Source organism: Microbacterium sp. 8M (assembly GCF_902506375.1).
Classification (GTDB): Bacteria; Actinomycetota; Actinomycetes; order Actinomycetales; family Microbacteriaceae; genus Microbacterium.
This window is the reverse complement of sequence record NZ_LR733284.1, coordinates 303,176-319,926: the sequence shown is the minus strand read 5'-3', so window position 1 is coordinate 319,926 and position 16,751 is coordinate 303,176. Positions and strand designations below refer to the sequence as shown.

Below are 16,751 nucleotides of genomic sequence, written 5' to 3'. Positions count from 1 at the left end.
GGCCGACTGCACGGCCTGTCGACGCAGGCATGCCGTGCGCTCGACGAGATCCCGCGCGCCGGGGGCGCACGAGGCCTGCGCTGGCGGAGTCAGCGGCGCGCCCACCCATCAGCCGGCGCAGCGACCCTCGGTCAGCGGGCGAGGGTGCGGCCGTCGGGGTCGCCGGGGCGGTGCGGCCGCAGCCGGGGCGGAAGCGGCCATTCCAGGACGTAGCGCTGCGTGGGCGGGCGCTGCATGTCGCCGAAGTCGTCGACCTTGACCGTGATCCGGCCGTCGCCCTCGGGAACGACCTCCACGATCCGCACGCGCAGCAGCTCGGTCTCTGAGCCGGTCGAGGGGCTCTCGCCCTCCAGGATCCACGGATCCGCGAGCCAGCCGATCCCGTGCTCCTCGAGCGCTGCCTCGGCGTCCAGCCAGTCGATCGGCCCGGTCACCTCGCGCCCGAGCACGTCGACTGCGAGCCAGTCCGTGCCCTCGGGCCGGATCCATCCGAGCAGCTCGCCGTCCTCACGGCGGTGCGGTATCCAGTCTGCGGGGATCATGCGCCGAGCCTAGCCCGGCGGGATCCGGGCCCGTCCCTGAAAGACTCCCCGTCGCCGAAAGATGGAAAAGGTCGCTCCCCGGTCTCTCCGAGCAGCGGAATCCATCTCGCCGCCCGGCTGCCCTTCCCCGCGAGATGGAAAACGTCGTTCCCCGGCCCCCCTGAGCAACGAAATCCATCTCTGCGCGGGGCGCCCGCTCCGGCCTCACCCGACGCGCGAACGCCCGCCCCGCAGTCGGGACGGGCGCTCGGCGCGGAACGCAGGGTCACCAGATCGTGACGCGCTCCTCGGGGGCGAGCCACAGCTTGTCCGACTCGGTCACGTCGAACGCGTCGTAGAACGCGTCGATGTTGCGGAGGATCTGGTTGCAGCGGAACTCGTTCGGCGAGTGCGGGTCGATCGTGAGCAGGCGGATCGTCTCGGCCTCGCGGCTCTTCTGCTGCCAGACCTGACCCCAGCTCAGCAGCAGGCGCTGCACGCCGGAGTACCCGTCGATCACGGGCGCCTCCTGGCCGCCGAGCGCGATCTCGTAGGCCTTGAGCGCGATGCCCAGGCCGCCGAGGTCGCCGATGTTCTCGCCGATCGTGAGGGCGCCGTTCACGTGGTGCTCCGCGGCGAGACCCTCCGGCACGAGCGCGTCGTACTGCGCGATGAGCGATGCCGTGCGCTGCTCGAACGCGGCGCGGTCCTCGTCGGTCCACCAGTCCTGCAGCTTGCCGTCGCCGTCGTAGCGGCTGCCCTGGTCGTCGAAGCCGTGGCCGATCTCGTGGCCGATCACGGATCCGATCCCGCCGTAGTTCGCGGCCGCGTCGCGGCCCGCGTCGAAGAACGGGTACTGCAGGATGGCCGCCGGGAACACGATCTCGTTCATGAGCGGGTTGTAGTACGCGTTCACCATCTGCGGCGGCATGAACCACTCGTCGCGGTCGATGGGCTTGCCCACCTTGCCGATCTGGCGGTCGTGCTCGAACTGCGCGGCGCGGCGGGCGTTGCCGACCAGGTCGCCGGCGTCGATCGTGACGCTCGAGTAGTCGCGCCAGGTCTTGGGGTGGCCGATCTTCGGCGTGAACGTGTCGAGCTTCGCGAGCGCCTTCTCGCGGGTTGCCGGGCTCATCCACTCCAGCGTCGTGATCGACTGCCGGTAAGCCTCGAGCAGGTTCGCGATGAGCTCGTCCATGGCGGCCTTGGCGGACGGCGGGTAGTGCCGCTCGACATAGACCTTGCCGACGGCGTCGCCGAGCGAGCCCTCGACGAGCGAGACGCCGCGCTTCCACCGCTCCCGGATCGTGGGGACGCCGGTGAGCTCGGTGCCGTAGAAGGAGAAGTTCTCCTGCACGATGTCGTCGGTGAGGTAGGCGGCGAGGCCGTGCACGACCTTCGCGCGCAGCCAGGCCTTCCAGTCGTCGAGACGCTCGGCGGTGAGCAGGGATCCGAGGCCGGCGAAGAAGCTCGGCTGATAGACGACGACCTCGTCGAAGGCGGCGGATCCGGCAGGGCCGGCGACGGCGTCGCGCCACGGGGCGAGATCCACGCCCACGAGCTCCTGGAGCTCGTCCCAGCTCTTGAGGTTGTAGGTCTTGACCGCGTCGCGGCTCTCCACGTTGTCCCAGTGGTGCGCGGCGATCTCGTGCTCCAGCGCGAACGCCCGCTCGGCCTGGTTCCCGGCGTCGGCGACGCCCGCGAGGGTGAGGATCCGCTCCAGGTGCGCCCGGTACGCGGTGCGGGTGCCCTCGAAGTTGTCCAGACGGTAGTAGCTCTCGTCGGGCAGCGACAGCCCCGCCTGCACGAGGAACGGGACGTAGCGCTCGGGGTCGCCCGGATCCGGCTCCACGAAGACGCCGATGAGCGCCGCGACGCCCTGGCGGTCGAAGGAGCCGACAGTCGCGAGGAACTCGCCGATCGTGGTGATCGCGTCGACGGCGGCGAGCGGCTCGGCCAGCGGTGCCGTGCCGAGGGCCGCGATGCGCTCGGTGTCCATGAAGCTCGCGTAGAGGTCGCCGATCTTGCGCGCCTCGGTTCCGGGTTCGGCCGTCTGTGCCTCCTCGATGATGGCGCGGACGTCCTTCTCGGACTGGTCGGCCAGCATGTGGAAGGATCCCCAGCGGGCCTTGTCGGCGGGGATCTCGGTGTTCTCGAGGAACGTGTGGTTGACGTGCCGGTAGAGGTCGTCCTGGGGACGGATCGCGGGGTCGAAGTCGCCGATGGCGAGCCCGGAGGGAAGAACGTCGGTCATGACGATCAGCCTATGCGGCGCGGTCGACATCGCAGGGGCGCCATCGCGATTCGCGAAACGTCAGGACTCGAGCAGCGCCTTCGCCTTGTCGAGTGCCGCCATCTCCGCGTCCATACTCTTCTGCACGGCGCCACCCATGAGCAGCTTCTTCACACCGGTTACCTCGGCCGACAGCGTGAACGTGACGCTCGTGCCGGCCGGTGTCCCGGCGAAGGTGTAGCTGCCCACCGGTCGCACGGGGCCTGCGATCGTTACGAACGCGTAGCGCCTCGGCACGACGTACTCGGTGATCCGGATGTCGGCGGTGATCGCGCGTCCGCCGGGGCCGGCGACCACCTGGTGCACGATCGCGCCCCCGGCAGGAGCGCCCTCCGCGCGCATCTCCTTCACGCCGCGGCGCCACGTCGGATCTTTGCTCGGGTCGGTGAAGAACGCGAAGACGGTCTCGATAGGGGCGGCGATCTCGATCGTCCGGGATGCGGCGGGCATGAGGCGATTATCCTGCCTCGCGGCAGCCGCGGGAAGACGTCGGGACGGGTCGTCGACGCCCCGCGGAAGCGGCCCGCACGGCTCGGCAGAGCCAACCGGAATATCGCTCTGCCGCAGCGGCCCGCGCCGCTCTAGGATGAGCGGAGAGCGGCTTTGGGGAGTCGCCCGGATTGGGGATCCCATGCGCGGTCTGGGACAGATGCTCGTGCTCACCGGCGCGGCGCGCGCCGAGGACGTGAACGCCGCCGTGTCCGCTGTCGGCGACGGAGACGCACTGCCCGGCTACCTGCTGCGGCACGGCCTCGTCAACGAGGTGCAGCTCGCCGAGGCGGTGTCGGTGGCGACGAGCACGCCGTACGTCGACCTCTCCACCTACCCGCTGGATCCCGAGGTCATCGCGCTCGTGCCGGGGCAGCTCTGCCGCCGCTACCGCATGATCCCGCTGCGCCACAACCGCGACCAGCTCACCGTCGCGATGGTGGATCCGACCGACATCATCGCCCTCGACGACGTCGCCAGCCTCACCGACCTGCGGGTGAGCCCCGTGGTGGTCACCGATGAGGCGCTGAATCAGGCGTTCGAGCGCTTCCTGCGCTCCGACGAGGAGCTCACCGACCTCTCCGAGCAGATCGGCGAGGCGTCGGGGGCGTCGAACGTCGTCTTCACGGAGCAGCTCGACGACCAGGATGCGGATGCGCCCGTGGTGCGGTTCGTGAACCTGCTGATCACGCAAGCCATCAACGACCGGGCGAGCGACATCCACATCGAGCCCGGCGAGCACCGGCTCACCGTGCGGTTCCGCATCGACGGCGTGCTGCACGAGATGCAGCGCGCCGACCGCAGCATCCAGGACGGCGTGATCTCGCGCCTGAAGATCATGTCGTCGATCGACATCGCCGAGAAGCGCGTGCCGCAGGACGGCCGCATCTCGGTGCTGCACGAGGGGCGCAGCGTCGACCTGCGCGTGGCGACCCTGCCGACGGTATGGGGCGAGAAGATCGTGATGCGCATCCTCGACAACAGCGGCCAGGTCATGCTCATGTCGGATCTGCTCTTCTCGGAGCGCAACGAGGAGCGCTTCACGCAGGCGATCTCGCGCCCGCACGGCATGGTGCTCGTCACCGGACCGACCGGATCCGGCAAGTCCACCACCCTGTACACGGCGCTGCGCGCGGTCGCGAACCCGCGGGTGAACGTGATCACCGTCGAGGATCCGGTCGAGTACCGGATCCCGGACATCAACCAGATCCAGGTCAATCCCCGCGCCGGGCTCACCTTCGCCACGGCGCTGCGGTCGATCCTGCGCGCGGATCCGGACGTCGTGCTCGTCGGGGAGATCCGCGACCGCGAGACGGCGGCGATCTCGGTCGAGGCCGCGCTGACCGGCCACCTCGTGCTGTCGACGCTGCACACCAACGATGCACCGAGCGCGCTCACCCGCCTCGTGGAGATCGGCACCGAGCCGTTCCTCGTCGCCACCGCGTTGAGCGCCGTCGTCGCCCAGCGGCTGGCCCGCCTGCTCTGCACCAAGTGCCGCCAGCCGATCGACGACGACCGCGCCATGCTCGAGGCCGTCGGGATGCCGCTCGACCTGATCGACGGCGCGACCGTCCACCGCGCGGTGGGTTGCCCGGCCTGCTCCAACACGGGTTACCGTGGCCGCGTCGCCCTGCACGAGGCGATGGAGGTCACCGATCGCATCGAGCAGGCGCTCGTCGGCCGCGCCACCGGCGGCGAGCTGCGCGAGATCGCCCTGGAGCAGGGCATGATCCCGCTGCGCGATGACGGCTGGGCCAAGGTCGCCCAGGGCATCACGACGATCGAGGAAGTCCTCCGCGTCTCGGTGTAACGCGCGTGCGCCCGCGCCGGTGTGCCGGCAAGACGCACCGGGCGGCGCTCAGTGCTGCTTGGCCAGGTCTCCGTAGAGGGTGAAGATCGGCAGATACAGCGAGATCACCATGCCGCCGATGACGATGCCGAGGCCGACGATCAGCACGGGCTCGATGAGCGACGACAGCTGCTCGGTGGCCGTCTCCACCTCGTCCTCGTAGAAGTCCGCGATGCTAGCGAGCATCTCGGCGAGGGTGCCCGACTCCTCGCCGACCGCGACCATCTGCGACACCATCGGCGGGAACACCTCGGCCTTGGCGAGCGGTGCGGAGAACGAGCGGCCGCCCCGGATGGACTCCTGGATGTCGCGCACGGTCTGCTCGACCTTCCAATTGTTCGACGCTTGGCCGACGATCGACAGCGCCTGGATGATCGGCACTCCCGCATCGAGCATCATCGAGAGGTTCCGCGTGAACCGGGCCACGGCCATCTTGGTGAGCAGCTTGCCGAAGATCGGCAGCTTCAGCAGGAACGGATCCACGACTTTGCGGTACGCGTCGGTGTAGCGGTTGCGCGCCCACCAGATCCACACGATGATCGCGATCACAGCGACGACCGGCGCGATCCATTTCATGTTCTCGGACACGGTCACCAGTATCTGCGTCGGCAGCGGCAGGCCCGTGCCGAGGCCTTCGAACATGTTCTTGAACACGGGAACGACGAAGATCAGCATCGCCGTCACGCCCAGGATCGCAATGACGAGCACGACGAGCGGGTACGTGGTCGCGGCCCGGATCTTCGCATGCAGGTCGGCCTGCTTCTGGTAGGTCTCGGCGATCGAGGTGAGGGCCTTGCTGAGGAATCCGCCGGCCTCTCCGACCCGGATGATCGACACCATGAGCGGCGGGAACACCTGCGGATGACGCGCCATCGAGGCGGACAGCGAGGATCCCGACTCCACATCGGTCTGCACGGTGATCAGCACCTGCTGCAGCTTCTTGTCGTCGGCCTGTTCGGCCAGCACCGTGAGCGTGCGCAGAAGAGGAAGACCCGCGTTGATGAGCGCCGCCATCTGCCGCGAGAAGATCGCCAGGGTCTTGGCTGAGACGCCCCGACGGAACGACGGCAGCGTGATCTCCCGGTGCAGACCCGTCTTCGCGACCGGCGCCACATGCAGCGGTGTGAGACCCTGCGCGCGCAGCTTGGCGGCGACGACGCTGTCACTCGATGCGTCCATCGAGCCCTTGACGGTGCGAGCGGCCGCGACGTCGAGCGCCTGGTACTCGTACTCTCGTACACCGGCCATCAGGAACCCCACTCCTTGAGCTGCGAACCACCAGCGAACGTCGACCACGACTCCGCGTCGATGTCAGCCGGCTGCACATGCACGCCATCGATCGATTTCGGATCCACCGCGAAGGTGCGGGCCACATGCGCAGCGATCAGCCCCTCGCCGACGAGGCGGCGCAGATCCTGATCGAGAGTGTGCATGCCGACGGCCTGGCTCGCTTGCATCGTCGAGTACAGTTGCGACACCTGCCCCTCGCGGATGAGGTTGGCGACTGCGGGGGTGTTGATCAGCACCTCGGTCGCGATCGTGCGGCCCGCGGTCTGCGCGCGCGGCAGCAGCGTCTGGCTGATGATGCCCTGCAGGGTGTCGCCGAGCTGGGTGCGGATCTGGTGCTGCTGATCGGCCGGGAACACGTCGACGATGCGGTTGACCGACTTGGCCGCTCCCTGGGTGTGGAGCGTGGACAGCACGAGGTGCCCGGTCTCCGCGGCCGACAGGGCGGTCGAGATCGACTCGGGATCGCGCAGCTCGCCGACGAGGATCACGTCGGGATCCTGCCGCAGCACGCGGCGCAGCGCTTCGGCGAACGACTCCGTATCCGACCCGACTTCGCGCTGGTGGATGAGCGCCTTGTTGCTGGTGTGGTGGAACTCGATCGGGTCCTCGATGGTCACGACGTGCACCGGACGCGTGTTGTTGATGATGTCGACCATCGCGGTGAGAGTGGTGGACTTGCCGGATCCGGTCGGACCGGTGAGCAGCACGAGGCCCCGTGGGCGCAGCGCGAGATCCGCCGCGATCGCTGGGGCGCCGAGCTCCTCGAGCGTGAACACCCGGTCGGGGATGTACCGCAGCGCCATCGCGATCTCGCCGAGCTGGCGGAAGACGTTCACGCGAAAGCGTCCGACCCCCTCGGCGGCGTGGGCGAGATCGACCTCTCGACGGGTGGCGAACTCCTCCCTCTGCGAATCGGTCATGAGGTCGTACGCCGCCTGTTCGACCCAGTCGTGGCTGAGCCGCTCCTCATGCCCCGTTACCGCGACGAGGTCTCCGTCCACTCGCATGAGCGGCGGCGCTCCGGCCGTGAGGTGTACGTCGCTGGCGCCGGCGCGGGCGCCGACGGTCAGAAGCCGGGTCAGGGCCGCGGCGGTCATTTCGCCCCTCCTTGCGGGCCTGTGGCGGGTGCGACGAACGCGACCAGGTCGAGCGTGATGCTCAGGTTCCCGTCCCCTCCCTGGACGGTCGCCTTGTCGACGCCCAGGAGCCTGCCGGATCCACGAAGCCCGTCGAGGAAGTTCTGCGCGGCAGTCATGTCGGGTGCTGTGGCGGTGACCGTGAGCGGGATCTGCTGTCGCACATCGGCCGTGGCCGCCGTTGCAGCAGTGCTGCCGCCCGCTGCGGGCGCGCTCGCGCCTGCAGCCTGGGAGGTCTGATCCGCGGCGCTGCTCGCCTGAGCAGCGGTGCTCTTCGCCTGCGCCACGGGATCCGATCCGCCGGTGGGCTGAGGCGTCGGCTGCGGCGCGGTCTGCGCCTTGGCCGCGGCGTCCGCGCCGGGACCGGCAGGGACAGGGGCCTTCCTCGGAGCGTAACTCGCGAGGTCTCCGCGAGTGATCGCCGTGATCACCGCGCCGGACCGCTCGGCGGATCCGGCGATGACGTCGAATGCGCGATCGAGGTCGGGAACCGCGGGGATCTGCGTGCGCAGATCCTGCACAGCCGCGTCGATCTCGCCCTTGCGCGCCTTCTGCTTCTGCAATGCCGAGATCTGAGCTTCGTAAGTGGCGTTCGTCGCTCCCGTCTGAACGGCGTCACCGAACGCACCGAACGCCTGACCGAGAAGGGGCATGACCCCGACGATGGCGGCGAGTACGAGGATCGCCGCGGCGACGAGGGCGCCGACGAGATTGATGAGCGACTTGGTCACTTCGTCACCGCCTTGGCGTAATTGCCCGAATAGACCGTCTGATCGAAAGTGACGTCCACTTTGTACGTGAACCTGCCGGCCGCGCTCGCGCCGGATGTGGTGGAGTTCGCGTCGGCGGTGAGGACGCCCTCGACGGTCCGCAGACTCCGCACGTAGGCTCCGAGATCGAGCGCCGTGCCGCTGTCGAGAGTCAAGGTGCCGGTGAGTCCGACGCCCGTCTTGGCCGCCTTCTCGTCGGCCTTCGCGTCCTTGCTCGTCACCGGCGCTGCGCCTGGGGTGAGTTCGAAACCGGTGAGATTGGTGTCAGCCGGCAACGACCCACGGATCCGGTCGAAGATCCCGGCCCACGACAAGTCGGAGCCCATCGCCTCGGCGCGGAGCTGGGTGAGATCGGCTTCGGTCTTCAGCGCGTTGCTGACGTCGGAAAGGGCGGCGATCTGTCCGATCAATTGCGCCGAGCGGGCCTGCTCGGCGGCGAGCCGCTGCTGCGTGAACAGGTTCACCGCGAAAGCTCCGGCGATGAGTACGACGGCGAGCAGTATCGCGAGCAGGCCCACACGCACCCAGGTGCGACCGAGCGCATCACGTTCGCGTCGCTCGACCTCCGAGCGCGGCAGCAGGTCCACTCGGGGCGGGCCACCCGGGGTTACAACAGTGATGCGTGCCATCAGCGGTCCTTTCCGAGAGCGAGCCCAGCGGTGCTCACAAGGTTGAGGGCGAGGTCCCCGGTGGGCTCTGTGATCTGGAGCGGCAGCACGTCATGCAGAACAGCGGTGCGCATCGGTGCGTCGAGAGTTGCGGCAAGCCCCTGCGCGACGCCGTCGACAGCGGCGCCTGCTCCGGTGATCAGCACTTGACCGATAGGGGGTACCCCGTCCTTGTTCAGGTAGAAGGCCAGGGTGCTGCGGATTCTCCCGATGACCTCGGCCACTGGTTTGTTGCCCGTGTCGGAGCGCAGCGCTCCCATCGGCACGATGCCCGCCGCGCCGACAAGTTCTGACGCGGCTACACGCGTCGGATCCACCCGAGTCGCCGCAACGAACGTGCCGTCCTCCGGGGCGATCTGGGCGTTCCGGCGACGCACGGCGAGGGTTTCCAAGTCGACCGGCGTGATCCGCACGAAGTCGGGGATGCCGTCACGCAGGATGACGATCTGCGTGGTGTGGTCGCCGATGTGGACCGCTGCAGCCGTGCCTTCAGGGGCGATGCGCGCGGCGGCGCGCGCGAGCCCGAAAGTGGCGAGGTCGACGCCGTCGATCCGGATCTTGGCCCGTGAGAACGCGGTGATCATGTCCTCGATCGTCGAAGCCACCGCGGCCACCAGCAGGCCGTGCAGCTGATCTCCTTGCTGTGACGTCGGGTAATAGTCGAGCACTGCCTGCGCCACGGGCACAGGCAGCAGATCCTGCACCTGGAAAGGCAGTGCCTGACGCAACATTTCAGGTGCGATCGCTGCGGTGCTGTGCTCACGCACGAGCACTCTCCGGTTGGCGATGCCGAGGGTCGCCGTCTTAGCCCGGATCCGCGCCGTGCTCCACAGTTCCCGGATCGCCGTGGCGACAGCGCCCTGGTCGAGCACCTCCGAGTCGTGCGCGGAATCGGGCGGCAGAGCGATCTCTCCGTACGCGAGCACCTGCGGTTGGCGCTCTGTCGACACCTCCACGGCGCGCACGCTCTCTTCGGTGATCTCAACACCGACATGCGATCTCGTCATGTTCTTCCCCAAGTCCCCATGCGCCGTGCCTGCCCCTCAGGCTCAGCTCAGTCCCAGCATTCCGACATACCAGCGTCCAACCGGCTCACCCACCGCGATCCCAGCCCAAGCACCCGCGATCATCCACGGCCCGAACGGGATCGCCGTCCTGCGTTTCGCTCGGCGCAGCAGGATCAGAGTGAGGCCGTACAGGCCACCGAGCACGAACGCGGCGAAGGCGCCGACGGCGAGAGCTGCCCAGCCGGTCCAGCCCAGGAACAGCCCCACGAGGGCGGCGAGCTTCACGTCTCCGCCGCCCATGCCGCGCGGGCTGATGAAGCGCACGATCGCGTAGAACGCATAGAGGATCGCCGCCCCGGCTACCGCACGCAGGAGGTCGTCCCAGCCGATCGCCGATTCTGCCGCGTCGGGCGCCGGACGCATCCACGCACCCATCGCCGCCGCGATGCTCAGCAGCACGACCCCGACGACGATGCTCGGCAGCACGATCGCGTTCGGCAGCCGCTTCGTGTCGAGATCGATGACGGTCAGCACGATGGAGACCGCAGCGAAGAAGAGGAACGCGACGAGCACGATCCAGAAGACGGGATTCTCGACCAGGTTCCAGACGCGCGTGCTGAGCGGTGCCGGCGTCTCGGAGCCGACCCGCACGGAGCGCACCCCGCTCAGGACCCACCACGTCACGCCCACGAACACGACCCCCGTGAATGCCTCGATCAGCGGGTACTGCGCGCTGATCGGAGCGCGGCAATTCGCGCACTGCCCCCGCAGCGCCAGCCACGACACCACCGGCACGTTCTGCCACCACCGGATCGGAGCGTCGCACTCGGGGCAACGGCTCTCGCGCAGCAGCGAGATCCCGGCGGGCACGCGATAGGCGACGACGTTGAGGAAGGATCCGATCACGAGCCCGAACAGCCCGGCGCAGACAAGCAGGAAGGCGGTCATGGTATCTCCGCCTGCGACACCATGCTTCCGAGCGACAGCGTGTAGGTGGTGCTGCCGGCAGCGCCACCGGATCCGAGGATCTTGCAATCCATGTTCGGCATCGGCGACGGACTGGGGTTCCATGACATCGGCGTGCAGGTGAAGTTGCCGTTGTAGGTCATAGATCCGCCGACGTAGAACTGGCCCGTCAGCGTTCCCGTCCAGGTGCCGTTCAAACCGCAGGGAGTGTAGACCATGATGCGCGGCGCGATCGTGACGGCGCCAGTCGTGAAGCTGTCGCCTGAAGGGCGCCCGCAGTCCGTGGCCACGTTCCCGGTGTTCAAGCTCTGATGCACGAAGAAGATCTGCGAGGTCGGGCTGGACGGCCCGCCCAGGTTGCCGTTGATCTGCACCTTCATCGATTTCCCGGGGGCGATGAGGAAGACTGCATCGGTCGGCACATTTCCGCCCGTCAACGTGATGGTTGTCGTGTTTCCGGACGTGGCGAAACAACTCGAGCCTGAGTAGTCCAAGATCACAGGACCGGTCGCGGTGCTGAGTGCGGTGTCGGGGTTGGCCGGGCAGGTGAGTTTCGTCGCCACCGCGGGCGCCCCTTGCCATGCCGTGCCCGTGCCGAACTCGATCCAGCTCGTCATGGCGTATACCGTGCCCGCCGTCGAGCCGCCGTTCTGGGAGGAGTTCAGTGGCGGCGAGAACGCCGGCGCCGCCCCTACGCTTCCAGTGAGCGCGGTGCCATCTGGGTGCTTCCAGTTGGATGCGGAGATCACAGGAGCCGTCGGACGGCCGGTTACCGTCGTGAGGACGGTGCCGACGTTCGGCCCCGTTCCGCTCAGTGTCACTGTGCCGCCCGAGGCGATCTGTCCGCAATTGGCCCCGTCGGCGGCAACGCAGTTCGCGCCCACCGTCACACCGTTCGAATCCATCGAGACGAGGCCACCTGCGATGATGCTCTTCCCGATCGTGATCGGGTTGGATCCAGCATTGCCACCGTTGGACGTCACGGACCCGTTCGCGAAGATGTTCCCGGTGATGTCGCATCCACCCGTGATCGTGACGTTGCCGCCGTTCGTCCCGTCGGATCCGCCGAGCACCCAGAGGTCGCCGTCGATGACGCTCGATCCGCTGCAGGTGTAGTTGCTCGTACGCACCACGAGATCGCCCTTGAGCGTGTTGCTCGACGAGCCGCCGCCGACGCCGTGGAATGATCCGTTCGTTCCTGCCATCGTGCCGCTCTGAGAAGTGTGAGAGACGACCTGCCACTGGTACACCGAGAGCGTTGTGGTCTTCTCGGCCGACACACTGTTGGTGCCGTAGCCGGTCGACTGGATGACGATGTAGTTCGTATTCTGAGTCGGACATGCCGGGGCGACGCCGTTGTTCCAGGCTGACGGCGCTGCACCGGTGATGGACTGAGCTTTCGTCGAGAAGTATGGGCCGCTCGGCTGCCCGACAGAGCTGGCCGACATGGTGGCGGTTGAGCAGGTGCCCGCGGCGTTGGCCGCGACCAGCGCGGCGACGACCGTGTCCCTGCCGGATTCGGCCGCCACGAAGGCCTGCGTGTTGCTGCGGTTGGTGATGTTGCCGTTCGTCACGAAGAAGATCGCCGCAGCGATCGTCGCCGTCGCGATGAGTCCGATCAGCATCACGAACACGACCAGCACAAGAGCGACGCCTTCGTCGTTCTTGTGCTGGCTTCTGCGCCATCGGTCGGACAACTCGTGGATCAGAAGCATGTCTGCGTACCTCCGCCGGGCAACGTGCCCCAGCTTGAGTTCCGCAGGTAGGCCGTGCCTTCGAAATGCACTGTTGGCCCGTTCGCGCTGGTCGCGTCGAAGGAGTATGCGACATCGCTGCCGACCTGCGTGAAGAAAGGCACGAGCACTCCGCCGGAGTTCTTGTGCTGAGTGATGCCGGACTGCCATGTGGGCCAAGGCGCCGCCCCGACGCGGGCGCCCGACGTCGTGGTCAACTGGGCGGTTCCGCCGTTGAGGTTGAACGCCATGCAGGCGTTCGATCCCGACATCGCGGTCGCCACGACGAGCGTCGGACCTGAGGACAGACTGGACGCCAGCGTGGGATCAGTGATCTCGTAGGCCACGGCGTTGCGCATGGCCTTCTCGATCTGGGAAGCCACGAGCTGACCACGCTCGGCCGCGTCTACCTGGTCACTGACGCTCGCTTGGGCTTTCCACGTGTTGAAGAACACGACGGCGATCCCCGTGGTGATCAGTCCGAGGATCACCACGTAGAAGATCAGCTCGACGAGGGAGAAGCCCTCATCGTCTGCCGAGTCGCGGTCTTGGTTCATGGGATGTACACCAGTGCCTTCACGGACGCCAGCGTGCGATTGTCGGAGTCTTTGGCCGTGAGGTTGAGGCTCGCGACGCTTCCTGTCGTGCAGCTGTAAGTTCCCGAGGTCGTGAACACCTGCTTCGCGCCATCGGTGAAGCTCTGCGTCGACGCCGCGCTCATCACCGAATTGCACGTGTGGGTCTGCCGCGCCTGCTCGACGAGAGTGTTCAGCTGCCGGGTTGCGGTCGCCGTGGTGGACTGACGCGCTGCGTAGATCAGCCCGTTGTAAAGCGCGGGAATAAGAGCGATCGTGATGATCGCAAGCAAGAACATCGCAACGATGAGTTCGACAAGGCCGAAGCCTCCCTCATCCGCGCGAGGATCCATGGACACGCTCATTACCCCCAGAGCAGACTCGGCCGGGACCGGGAGCCGGTCCCGGCCGTAGTTCGCGGACAGTCAGCAGCCGGGCCCAGACTTGAACGCCGTCGCGACGCTGATGTAGTTCTGGCCGTCCGGGTTGTATCCGCTGACGCAGATGGTCGATGCCGTGGTTCCCGAAACTGCCAGAACCGTGCCGTTCACGGCTTGCGCCGACACATCGACGGTGGCTCCGGAGGCGACCTGAGCGACCGCCGTAGTGGATGCGTTCTTGGTGTTCGACTGGGTCGCCCCATCCACCGAGGTCTTCTGGATGAAGCCGAACAGCGGCAGCGCAATCGCGACCAGGATTCCGATGATCACAACGACGATGATCAACTCGATGAGTGAGAAGCCGGCTTCTTCGCCGTTCTCTCGTGCCGCTTTCTTTGCCTCGAGGGCGCGACGAATAGTGAGCATTGCTTGTCCCCATTTCAGAGTGTCGTTTTTGGGTAGAACGAACTCTGCGAACCGGCGCGTCCCCTACGCCATTAGCCCGGATGGTTCCGGTCCCCAGATTCGGAGTCGAGCTGTCCCAAAGCTCTCATCCTGCACACAGGATGGACCCTTCGAAGCCCGGATGCAAGACCTGAGACGAAACCGCTATTTCGGAATTCCAAGAAGGGCTGCGCGCATACCTTTCGGGGAGGCTCCGGGAGCGGATCACGGAACGTCCTTTCGACAGCGCAGGGACCGAAGAGCGACATGATGAGCGGCCGACGGGATGTCGAGATGTATCACCGCGCCGTTCGCCGCCTCTTCACCGGCACACACCGCCACAGATGGAGGCTGCCATGCCCGACCTCAGCGATCTCGTCCAGACACTCGAGCGCCTGCGCGATGCGATCGACGTGCGCTCCCCGCTGTTCACGCAGCGCCCCGTCGGCATCGAGGTGACCCAGGCGGTGCAGTACTACCACGCGGCGGAGCACCTGACCGATCCCGCGGATCGCAAGGCCGACAACGCGGCACTGCTGGTCGCCTACAAGCCCGCCGTGGTGCGCGTGTACGTCGCGCCTTCGGCGCTCGTGCGGACGGGCGATCCGATCGGCGGCACCCTGCTCCTCGAACGGCGATCGGGCCTGTTCGGGCCCTGGCACGAGGTCATCACCCTCTCACCCTGGCTTCTGCCCACCGTGACGCCCGTCGACGACGGTTACGACGACGAGCGCAGCCGCTTCGACCGGACCCTGAACTTCCGGATCCCGGCGGAGCAGTTCTTCGGGAGCATGCGACTGACGGTGACGCTGGACGATGGGCAGTTGCTCAGCACCACGGTGTCGGCACGCCTCGTGCAGACCTTGCGCGTACGCGCGATCCTCGTGAGCTACCAGGGCCCGAGCACGTCGAACCCGCCGGCGGGAACGACGGCGGCGACCATCACCGTCGCGGCGCCGACGCTCGCCGATGTGCAGACCACCGCGGCACTCGCGTTCCGGATGATGCCCGTGCAGCAGACCGGGTCTTTCATGACCGCCGGAACCCTCGCCTGGACGCAGCCCCTCGACGACGTGCGCAGCTCCCCCGGCGCCTGCTCCACGAACTGGGGTGCGCTGCTCACCGCCCTGGGCAACATCCGCACCAACGACGGCAACCGAGCCGACGTCGTCTACTACGGGATCCTGCCGTCAGGGATCCCACTGAACGTTCCCGGCTGCGGCAACGACGGACTCGGGGCGGGCGCCGCGGGCGACACGGCGACGTTCGTTCACGAGATCGGGCACGGCTACGGCTTCCCCCATGCCCCCGCCGGCAACGCGGGAACCACGGATCCGGACTACCCCGTCTACGAGCCGAACATGTCGGGATCCATCGGCGAATACGGCACCGACATCCAGACCGGCGCCGTCTTCACCCCCGCGACCTCGACCGACTACATGAGCTACGGCGCCAACCGCTGGATGTCGCTCTACCACCACAAGGGGCTGCTCGAGCATGACCGACTCGCTCCCACCTGGATTCCGGAGCCGAACCCCTTCGACCGCACCGCCGTGGAGTTCGATCCCAAGAACCTCTGGTGGCCGGACCCGCCGTGGCGCAAGGGCCAGATCGAGAAGTACGCCACCGAACGGATGATCGTCATGAGCGGCGTCATCGACGAGGCCGGTGTGGTGACCGTCGATTCGGTCGCCCGTGTCGAGGCGAACTCCGCCCTGGTCGGGCCGCCGATCAGCTGGACCGCCCAGCTCGTCGGCGCGTCGGGAGAGATCGCCTCCCGCGTGACTCTGGCGCGGGAGGTGCCGTTCGGCGGCGAGGACTGCGGTTGCGCGCCCTCACCGGCAGACGACCCCGACCGGCTTCCCCTGCGGTTCCGCGCACTCGTGCCCGACACCGAACTCGGATCCGCGCTGCGCATCGTCGACGGACGCGGCGAGGAGGTGTGGGTCAAGAAGGCCCCAGCGGATCCGGCGCGGTTCACCCGGGTCACGGCCGAGACCGTCGAAGGACGCGCCGTACGACCGCGCTGGGACACCGCCGGCGAGCCCGCGTCGGACGTGTGGGCGCAGGTCAGCACAGACGGCGGCCGCACGTGGCGCGGGCTGGCGGTGGGCCTCGCAGGCCGCGTCGCGGATCTGGACCTCACCGGTCTGCCGGCCGGGGAGGCGCACGTGCGGCTGCTCGCACACGACGGGTTCAGCACGGCCGTCTCCGACGCGGCGCCGATCCTCGTGCCCGAGCTCGAGCCCTTCCCGGCGATCCTGTTCCCATCCGACGGCTCCGTCGTGCCGGCCGACGTGGAGGTGGAGGTGCACGGCAGCGCTGTGGACCAGGGCGGGGATCCGGTCGACGACGAGCTGCTGCGTTGGGAGGTCGACGGGAGGGTCTTCGGCCGCGGGCGCATCGCCACGCTGCGGGTCGAGCCGGGCGAGCACACCGTGACCCTGCGCTCCACCACGCGGCTCGCCGCCGAAGCCTCGGTGCGGATCACCGCGGAGCCGCTGACGCGCTGAAGCGGGTGCCGGCCGCTCGCCGGCTCGCGGGTGCCGGCCGCTGAGCTCGTCGAAGCGTCCGGCCGGCGGGCTCCGGCCCTTCGACAGGCTCAGGGAGCGATCCGGGTTCGTCAAAGC

At 67.9% G+C, this 16,751-nt stretch carries 15 protein-coding genes; 2 read left to right on the top strand and 13 right to left on the bottom strand.

Annotation, left to right across the window (positions count from 1 at the left end):
* Nucleotides 1–131 precede the first annotated feature (131 nt).
* From AERO9AM_RS01480 to AERO9AM_RS01470, 3 genes are all read right to left on the bottom strand, one after another.
* Entirely contained in the window at nucleotides 132–542 is a 411-nt protein-coding gene (locus AERO9AM_RS01480) for a hypothetical protein (protein ID WP_159574567.1), read from the bottom strand.
* 265 nt (nucleotides 543–807) lie between these two features.
* Nucleotides 808–2,775 carry a M13 family metallopeptidase gene (locus AERO9AM_RS01475; RefSeq protein WP_159574566.1) on the bottom strand — a complete coding sequence of 656 codons (1,968 nt, stop codon included), beginning with the start codon at nucleotides 2,773–2,775 and terminating at the stop codon, nucleotides 808–810.
* Between the two features lie 60 nt (nucleotides 2,776–2,835).
* A complete protein-coding gene (locus tag AERO9AM_RS01470) occupies nucleotides 2,836–3,264 on the bottom strand; it encodes an SRPBCC family protein (RefSeq protein ID WP_159574565.1) in 429 nt (142 codons plus the stop codon).
* A gap of 181 nt (nucleotides 3,265–3,445) precedes the next feature.
* Between AERO9AM_RS01470 and AERO9AM_RS01465 the strand changes: the two genes are divergently transcribed.
* Nucleotides 3,446–5,113, top strand: coding sequence for a GspE/PulE family protein (locus tag AERO9AM_RS01465; protein ID WP_159574564.1), 1,668 nt, complete (start codon nucleotides 3,446–3,448; stop codon nucleotides 5,111–5,113).
* Nucleotides 5,114–5,161: 48 nt separating this feature from the next.
* On the opposite strand, the gene AERO9AM_RS01460 is transcribed toward AERO9AM_RS01465, so the two are convergent.
* The 10 genes from AERO9AM_RS01460 to AERO9AM_RS17615 all read right to left on the bottom strand — a co-directional run bounded on the left by AERO9AM_RS01460 (nucleotide 5,162) and on the right by AERO9AM_RS17615 (nucleotide 14,103).
* Entirely contained in the window at nucleotides 5,162–6,400 is a 1,239-nt protein-coding gene (locus tag AERO9AM_RS01460; protein ID WP_159574563.1) for a type II secretion system F family protein, read from the bottom strand.
* Entirely contained in the window at nucleotides 6,400–7,539 is a 1,140-nt protein-coding gene (locus tag AERO9AM_RS01455; RefSeq protein WP_159574562.1) for a type IV pilus twitching motility protein PilT, read from the bottom strand. Before AERO9AM_RS01455 ends, AERO9AM_RS01460 begins: the two co-directional genes overlap by 1 nt.
* Nucleotides 7,536–8,309: a hypothetical protein gene (locus AERO9AM_RS01450; RefSeq protein WP_159574561.1), complete on the bottom strand. Its 774-nt coding sequence runs from the start codon at nucleotides 8,307–8,309 to the stop codon at nucleotides 7,536–7,538. Before AERO9AM_RS01450 ends, AERO9AM_RS01455 begins: the two co-directional genes overlap by 4 nt.
* Nucleotides 8,306–8,977, bottom strand: coding sequence for a hypothetical protein (locus AERO9AM_RS01445; RefSeq protein WP_159574560.1), 672 nt, complete (start codon nucleotides 8,975–8,977; stop codon nucleotides 8,306–8,308). Before AERO9AM_RS01445 ends, AERO9AM_RS01450 begins: the two co-directional genes overlap by 4 nt.
* Nucleotides 8,977–10,023 (bottom strand): pilus assembly protein PilM, encoded by a 1,047-nt coding sequence (gene pilM / locus AERO9AM_RS01440; protein WP_159574559.1) that lies wholly within the window; start codon nucleotides 10,021–10,023, stop codon nucleotides 8,977–8,979. The genes AERO9AM_RS01445 and pilM overlap by 1 nt, the downstream gene beginning before the upstream one ends.
* Before the next feature lie 42 nt (nucleotides 10,024–10,065).
* Nucleotides 10,066–10,971, bottom strand: a complete 906-nt coding sequence (locus AERO9AM_RS01435; RefSeq protein ID WP_159574558.1) for a prepilin peptidase — start codon at nucleotides 10,969–10,971, stop codon at nucleotides 10,066–10,068.
* A complete protein-coding gene (locus tag AERO9AM_RS01430) occupies nucleotides 10,968–12,704 on the bottom strand; it encodes a hypothetical protein (protein ID WP_159574557.1) in 1,737 nt (578 codons plus the stop codon). The genes AERO9AM_RS01435 and AERO9AM_RS01430 overlap by 4 nt, the downstream gene beginning before the upstream one ends.
* Nucleotides 12,695–13,279: a PulJ/GspJ family protein gene (locus AERO9AM_RS01425; protein ID WP_159574556.1), complete on the bottom strand. Its 585-nt coding sequence runs from the start codon at nucleotides 13,277–13,279 to the stop codon at nucleotides 12,695–12,697. Before AERO9AM_RS01425 ends, AERO9AM_RS01430 begins: the two co-directional genes overlap by 10 nt.
* Nucleotides 13,276–13,650 carry a type II secretion system protein gene (locus AERO9AM_RS01420; protein ID WP_159574555.1) on the bottom strand — a complete coding sequence of 125 codons (375 nt, stop codon included), beginning with the start codon at nucleotides 13,648–13,650 and terminating at the stop codon, nucleotides 13,276–13,278. Before AERO9AM_RS01420 ends, AERO9AM_RS01425 begins: the two co-directional genes overlap by 4 nt.
* 72 nt (nucleotides 13,651–13,722) lie before the next feature.
* Nucleotides 13,723–14,103, bottom strand: a complete 381-nt coding sequence (locus AERO9AM_RS17615; RefSeq protein ID WP_159574554.1) for a prepilin-type N-terminal cleavage/methylation domain-containing protein — start codon at nucleotides 14,101–14,103, stop codon at nucleotides 13,723–13,725.
* A 374-nt stretch (nucleotides 14,104–14,477) separates the two neighbouring features.
* Here AERO9AM_RS17615 and AERO9AM_RS01410 point away from each other — a divergent pair, with 374 nt between their 5' ends.
* On the top strand, nucleotides 14,478–16,634 hold the full coding sequence (locus AERO9AM_RS01410; RefSeq protein ID WP_159574553.1) for a M66 family metalloprotease: 2,157 nt from the start codon (nucleotides 14,478–14,480) through the stop codon (nucleotides 16,632–16,634).
* Nucleotides 16,635–16,751: the final 117 nt, after the last annotated feature.

Excerpts from the sequence above, each read along its gene's own strand:
- AERO9AM_RS01480 (WP_159574567.1), bottom strand. The coding sequence starts at position 542 with ATGATCCCCGCAGACTGGATACCGCACCGCCGTGAGGACGGCGAGCTG.
- AERO9AM_RS01475 (WP_159574566.1), bottom strand. The coding sequence starts at position 2,775 with ATGACCGACGTTCTTCCCTCCGGGCTCGCCATCGGCGACTTCGACCCC.
- AERO9AM_RS01470 (WP_159574565.1), bottom strand. The coding sequence starts at position 3,264 with ATGCCCGCCGCATCCCGGACGATCGAGATCGCCGCCCCTATCGAGACC.
- AERO9AM_RS01465 (WP_159574564.1), top strand. The coding sequence starts at position 3,446 with ATGCGCGGTCTGGGACAGATGCTCGTGCTCACCGGCGCGGCGCGCGCC.
- AERO9AM_RS01460 (WP_159574563.1), bottom strand. The coding sequence starts at position 6,400 with ATGGCCGGTGTACGAGAGTACGAGTACCAGGCGCTCGACGTCGCGGCC.
- AERO9AM_RS01455 (WP_159574562.1), bottom strand. The coding sequence starts at position 7,539 with ATGACCGCCGCGGCCCTGACCCGGCTTCTGACCGTCGGCGCCCGCGCC.
- AERO9AM_RS01445 (WP_159574560.1), bottom strand. The coding sequence starts at position 8,977 with ATGGCACGCATCACTGTTGTAACCCCGGGTGGCCCGCCCCGAGTGGAC.
- pilM (WP_159574559.1), bottom strand. The coding sequence starts at position 10,023 with ATGACGAGATCGCATGTCGGTGTTGAGATCACCGAAGAGAGCGTGCGC.
- AERO9AM_RS01435 (WP_159574558.1), bottom strand. The coding sequence starts at position 10,971 with ATGACCGCCTTCCTGCTTGTCTGCGCCGGGCTGTTCGGGCTCGTGATC.
- AERO9AM_RS01430 (WP_159574557.1), bottom strand. The coding sequence starts at position 12,704 with ATGCTTCTGATCCACGAGTTGTCCGACCGATGGCGCAGAAGCCAGCAC.
- AERO9AM_RS01425 (WP_159574556.1), bottom strand. The coding sequence starts at position 13,279 with ATGAACCAAGACCGCGACTCGGCAGACGATGAGGGCTTCTCCCTCGTC.
- AERO9AM_RS01420 (WP_159574555.1), bottom strand. The coding sequence starts at position 13,650 with ATGGATCCTCGCGCGGATGAGGGAGGCTTCGGCCTTGTCGAACTCATC.
- AERO9AM_RS17615 (WP_159574554.1), bottom strand. The coding sequence starts at position 14,103 with ATGCTCACTATTCGTCGCGCCCTCGAGGCAAAGAAAGCGGCACGAGAG.
- AERO9AM_RS01410 (WP_159574553.1), top strand. The coding sequence starts at position 14,478 with ATGCCCGACCTCAGCGATCTCGTCCAGACACTCGAGCGCCTGCGCGAT.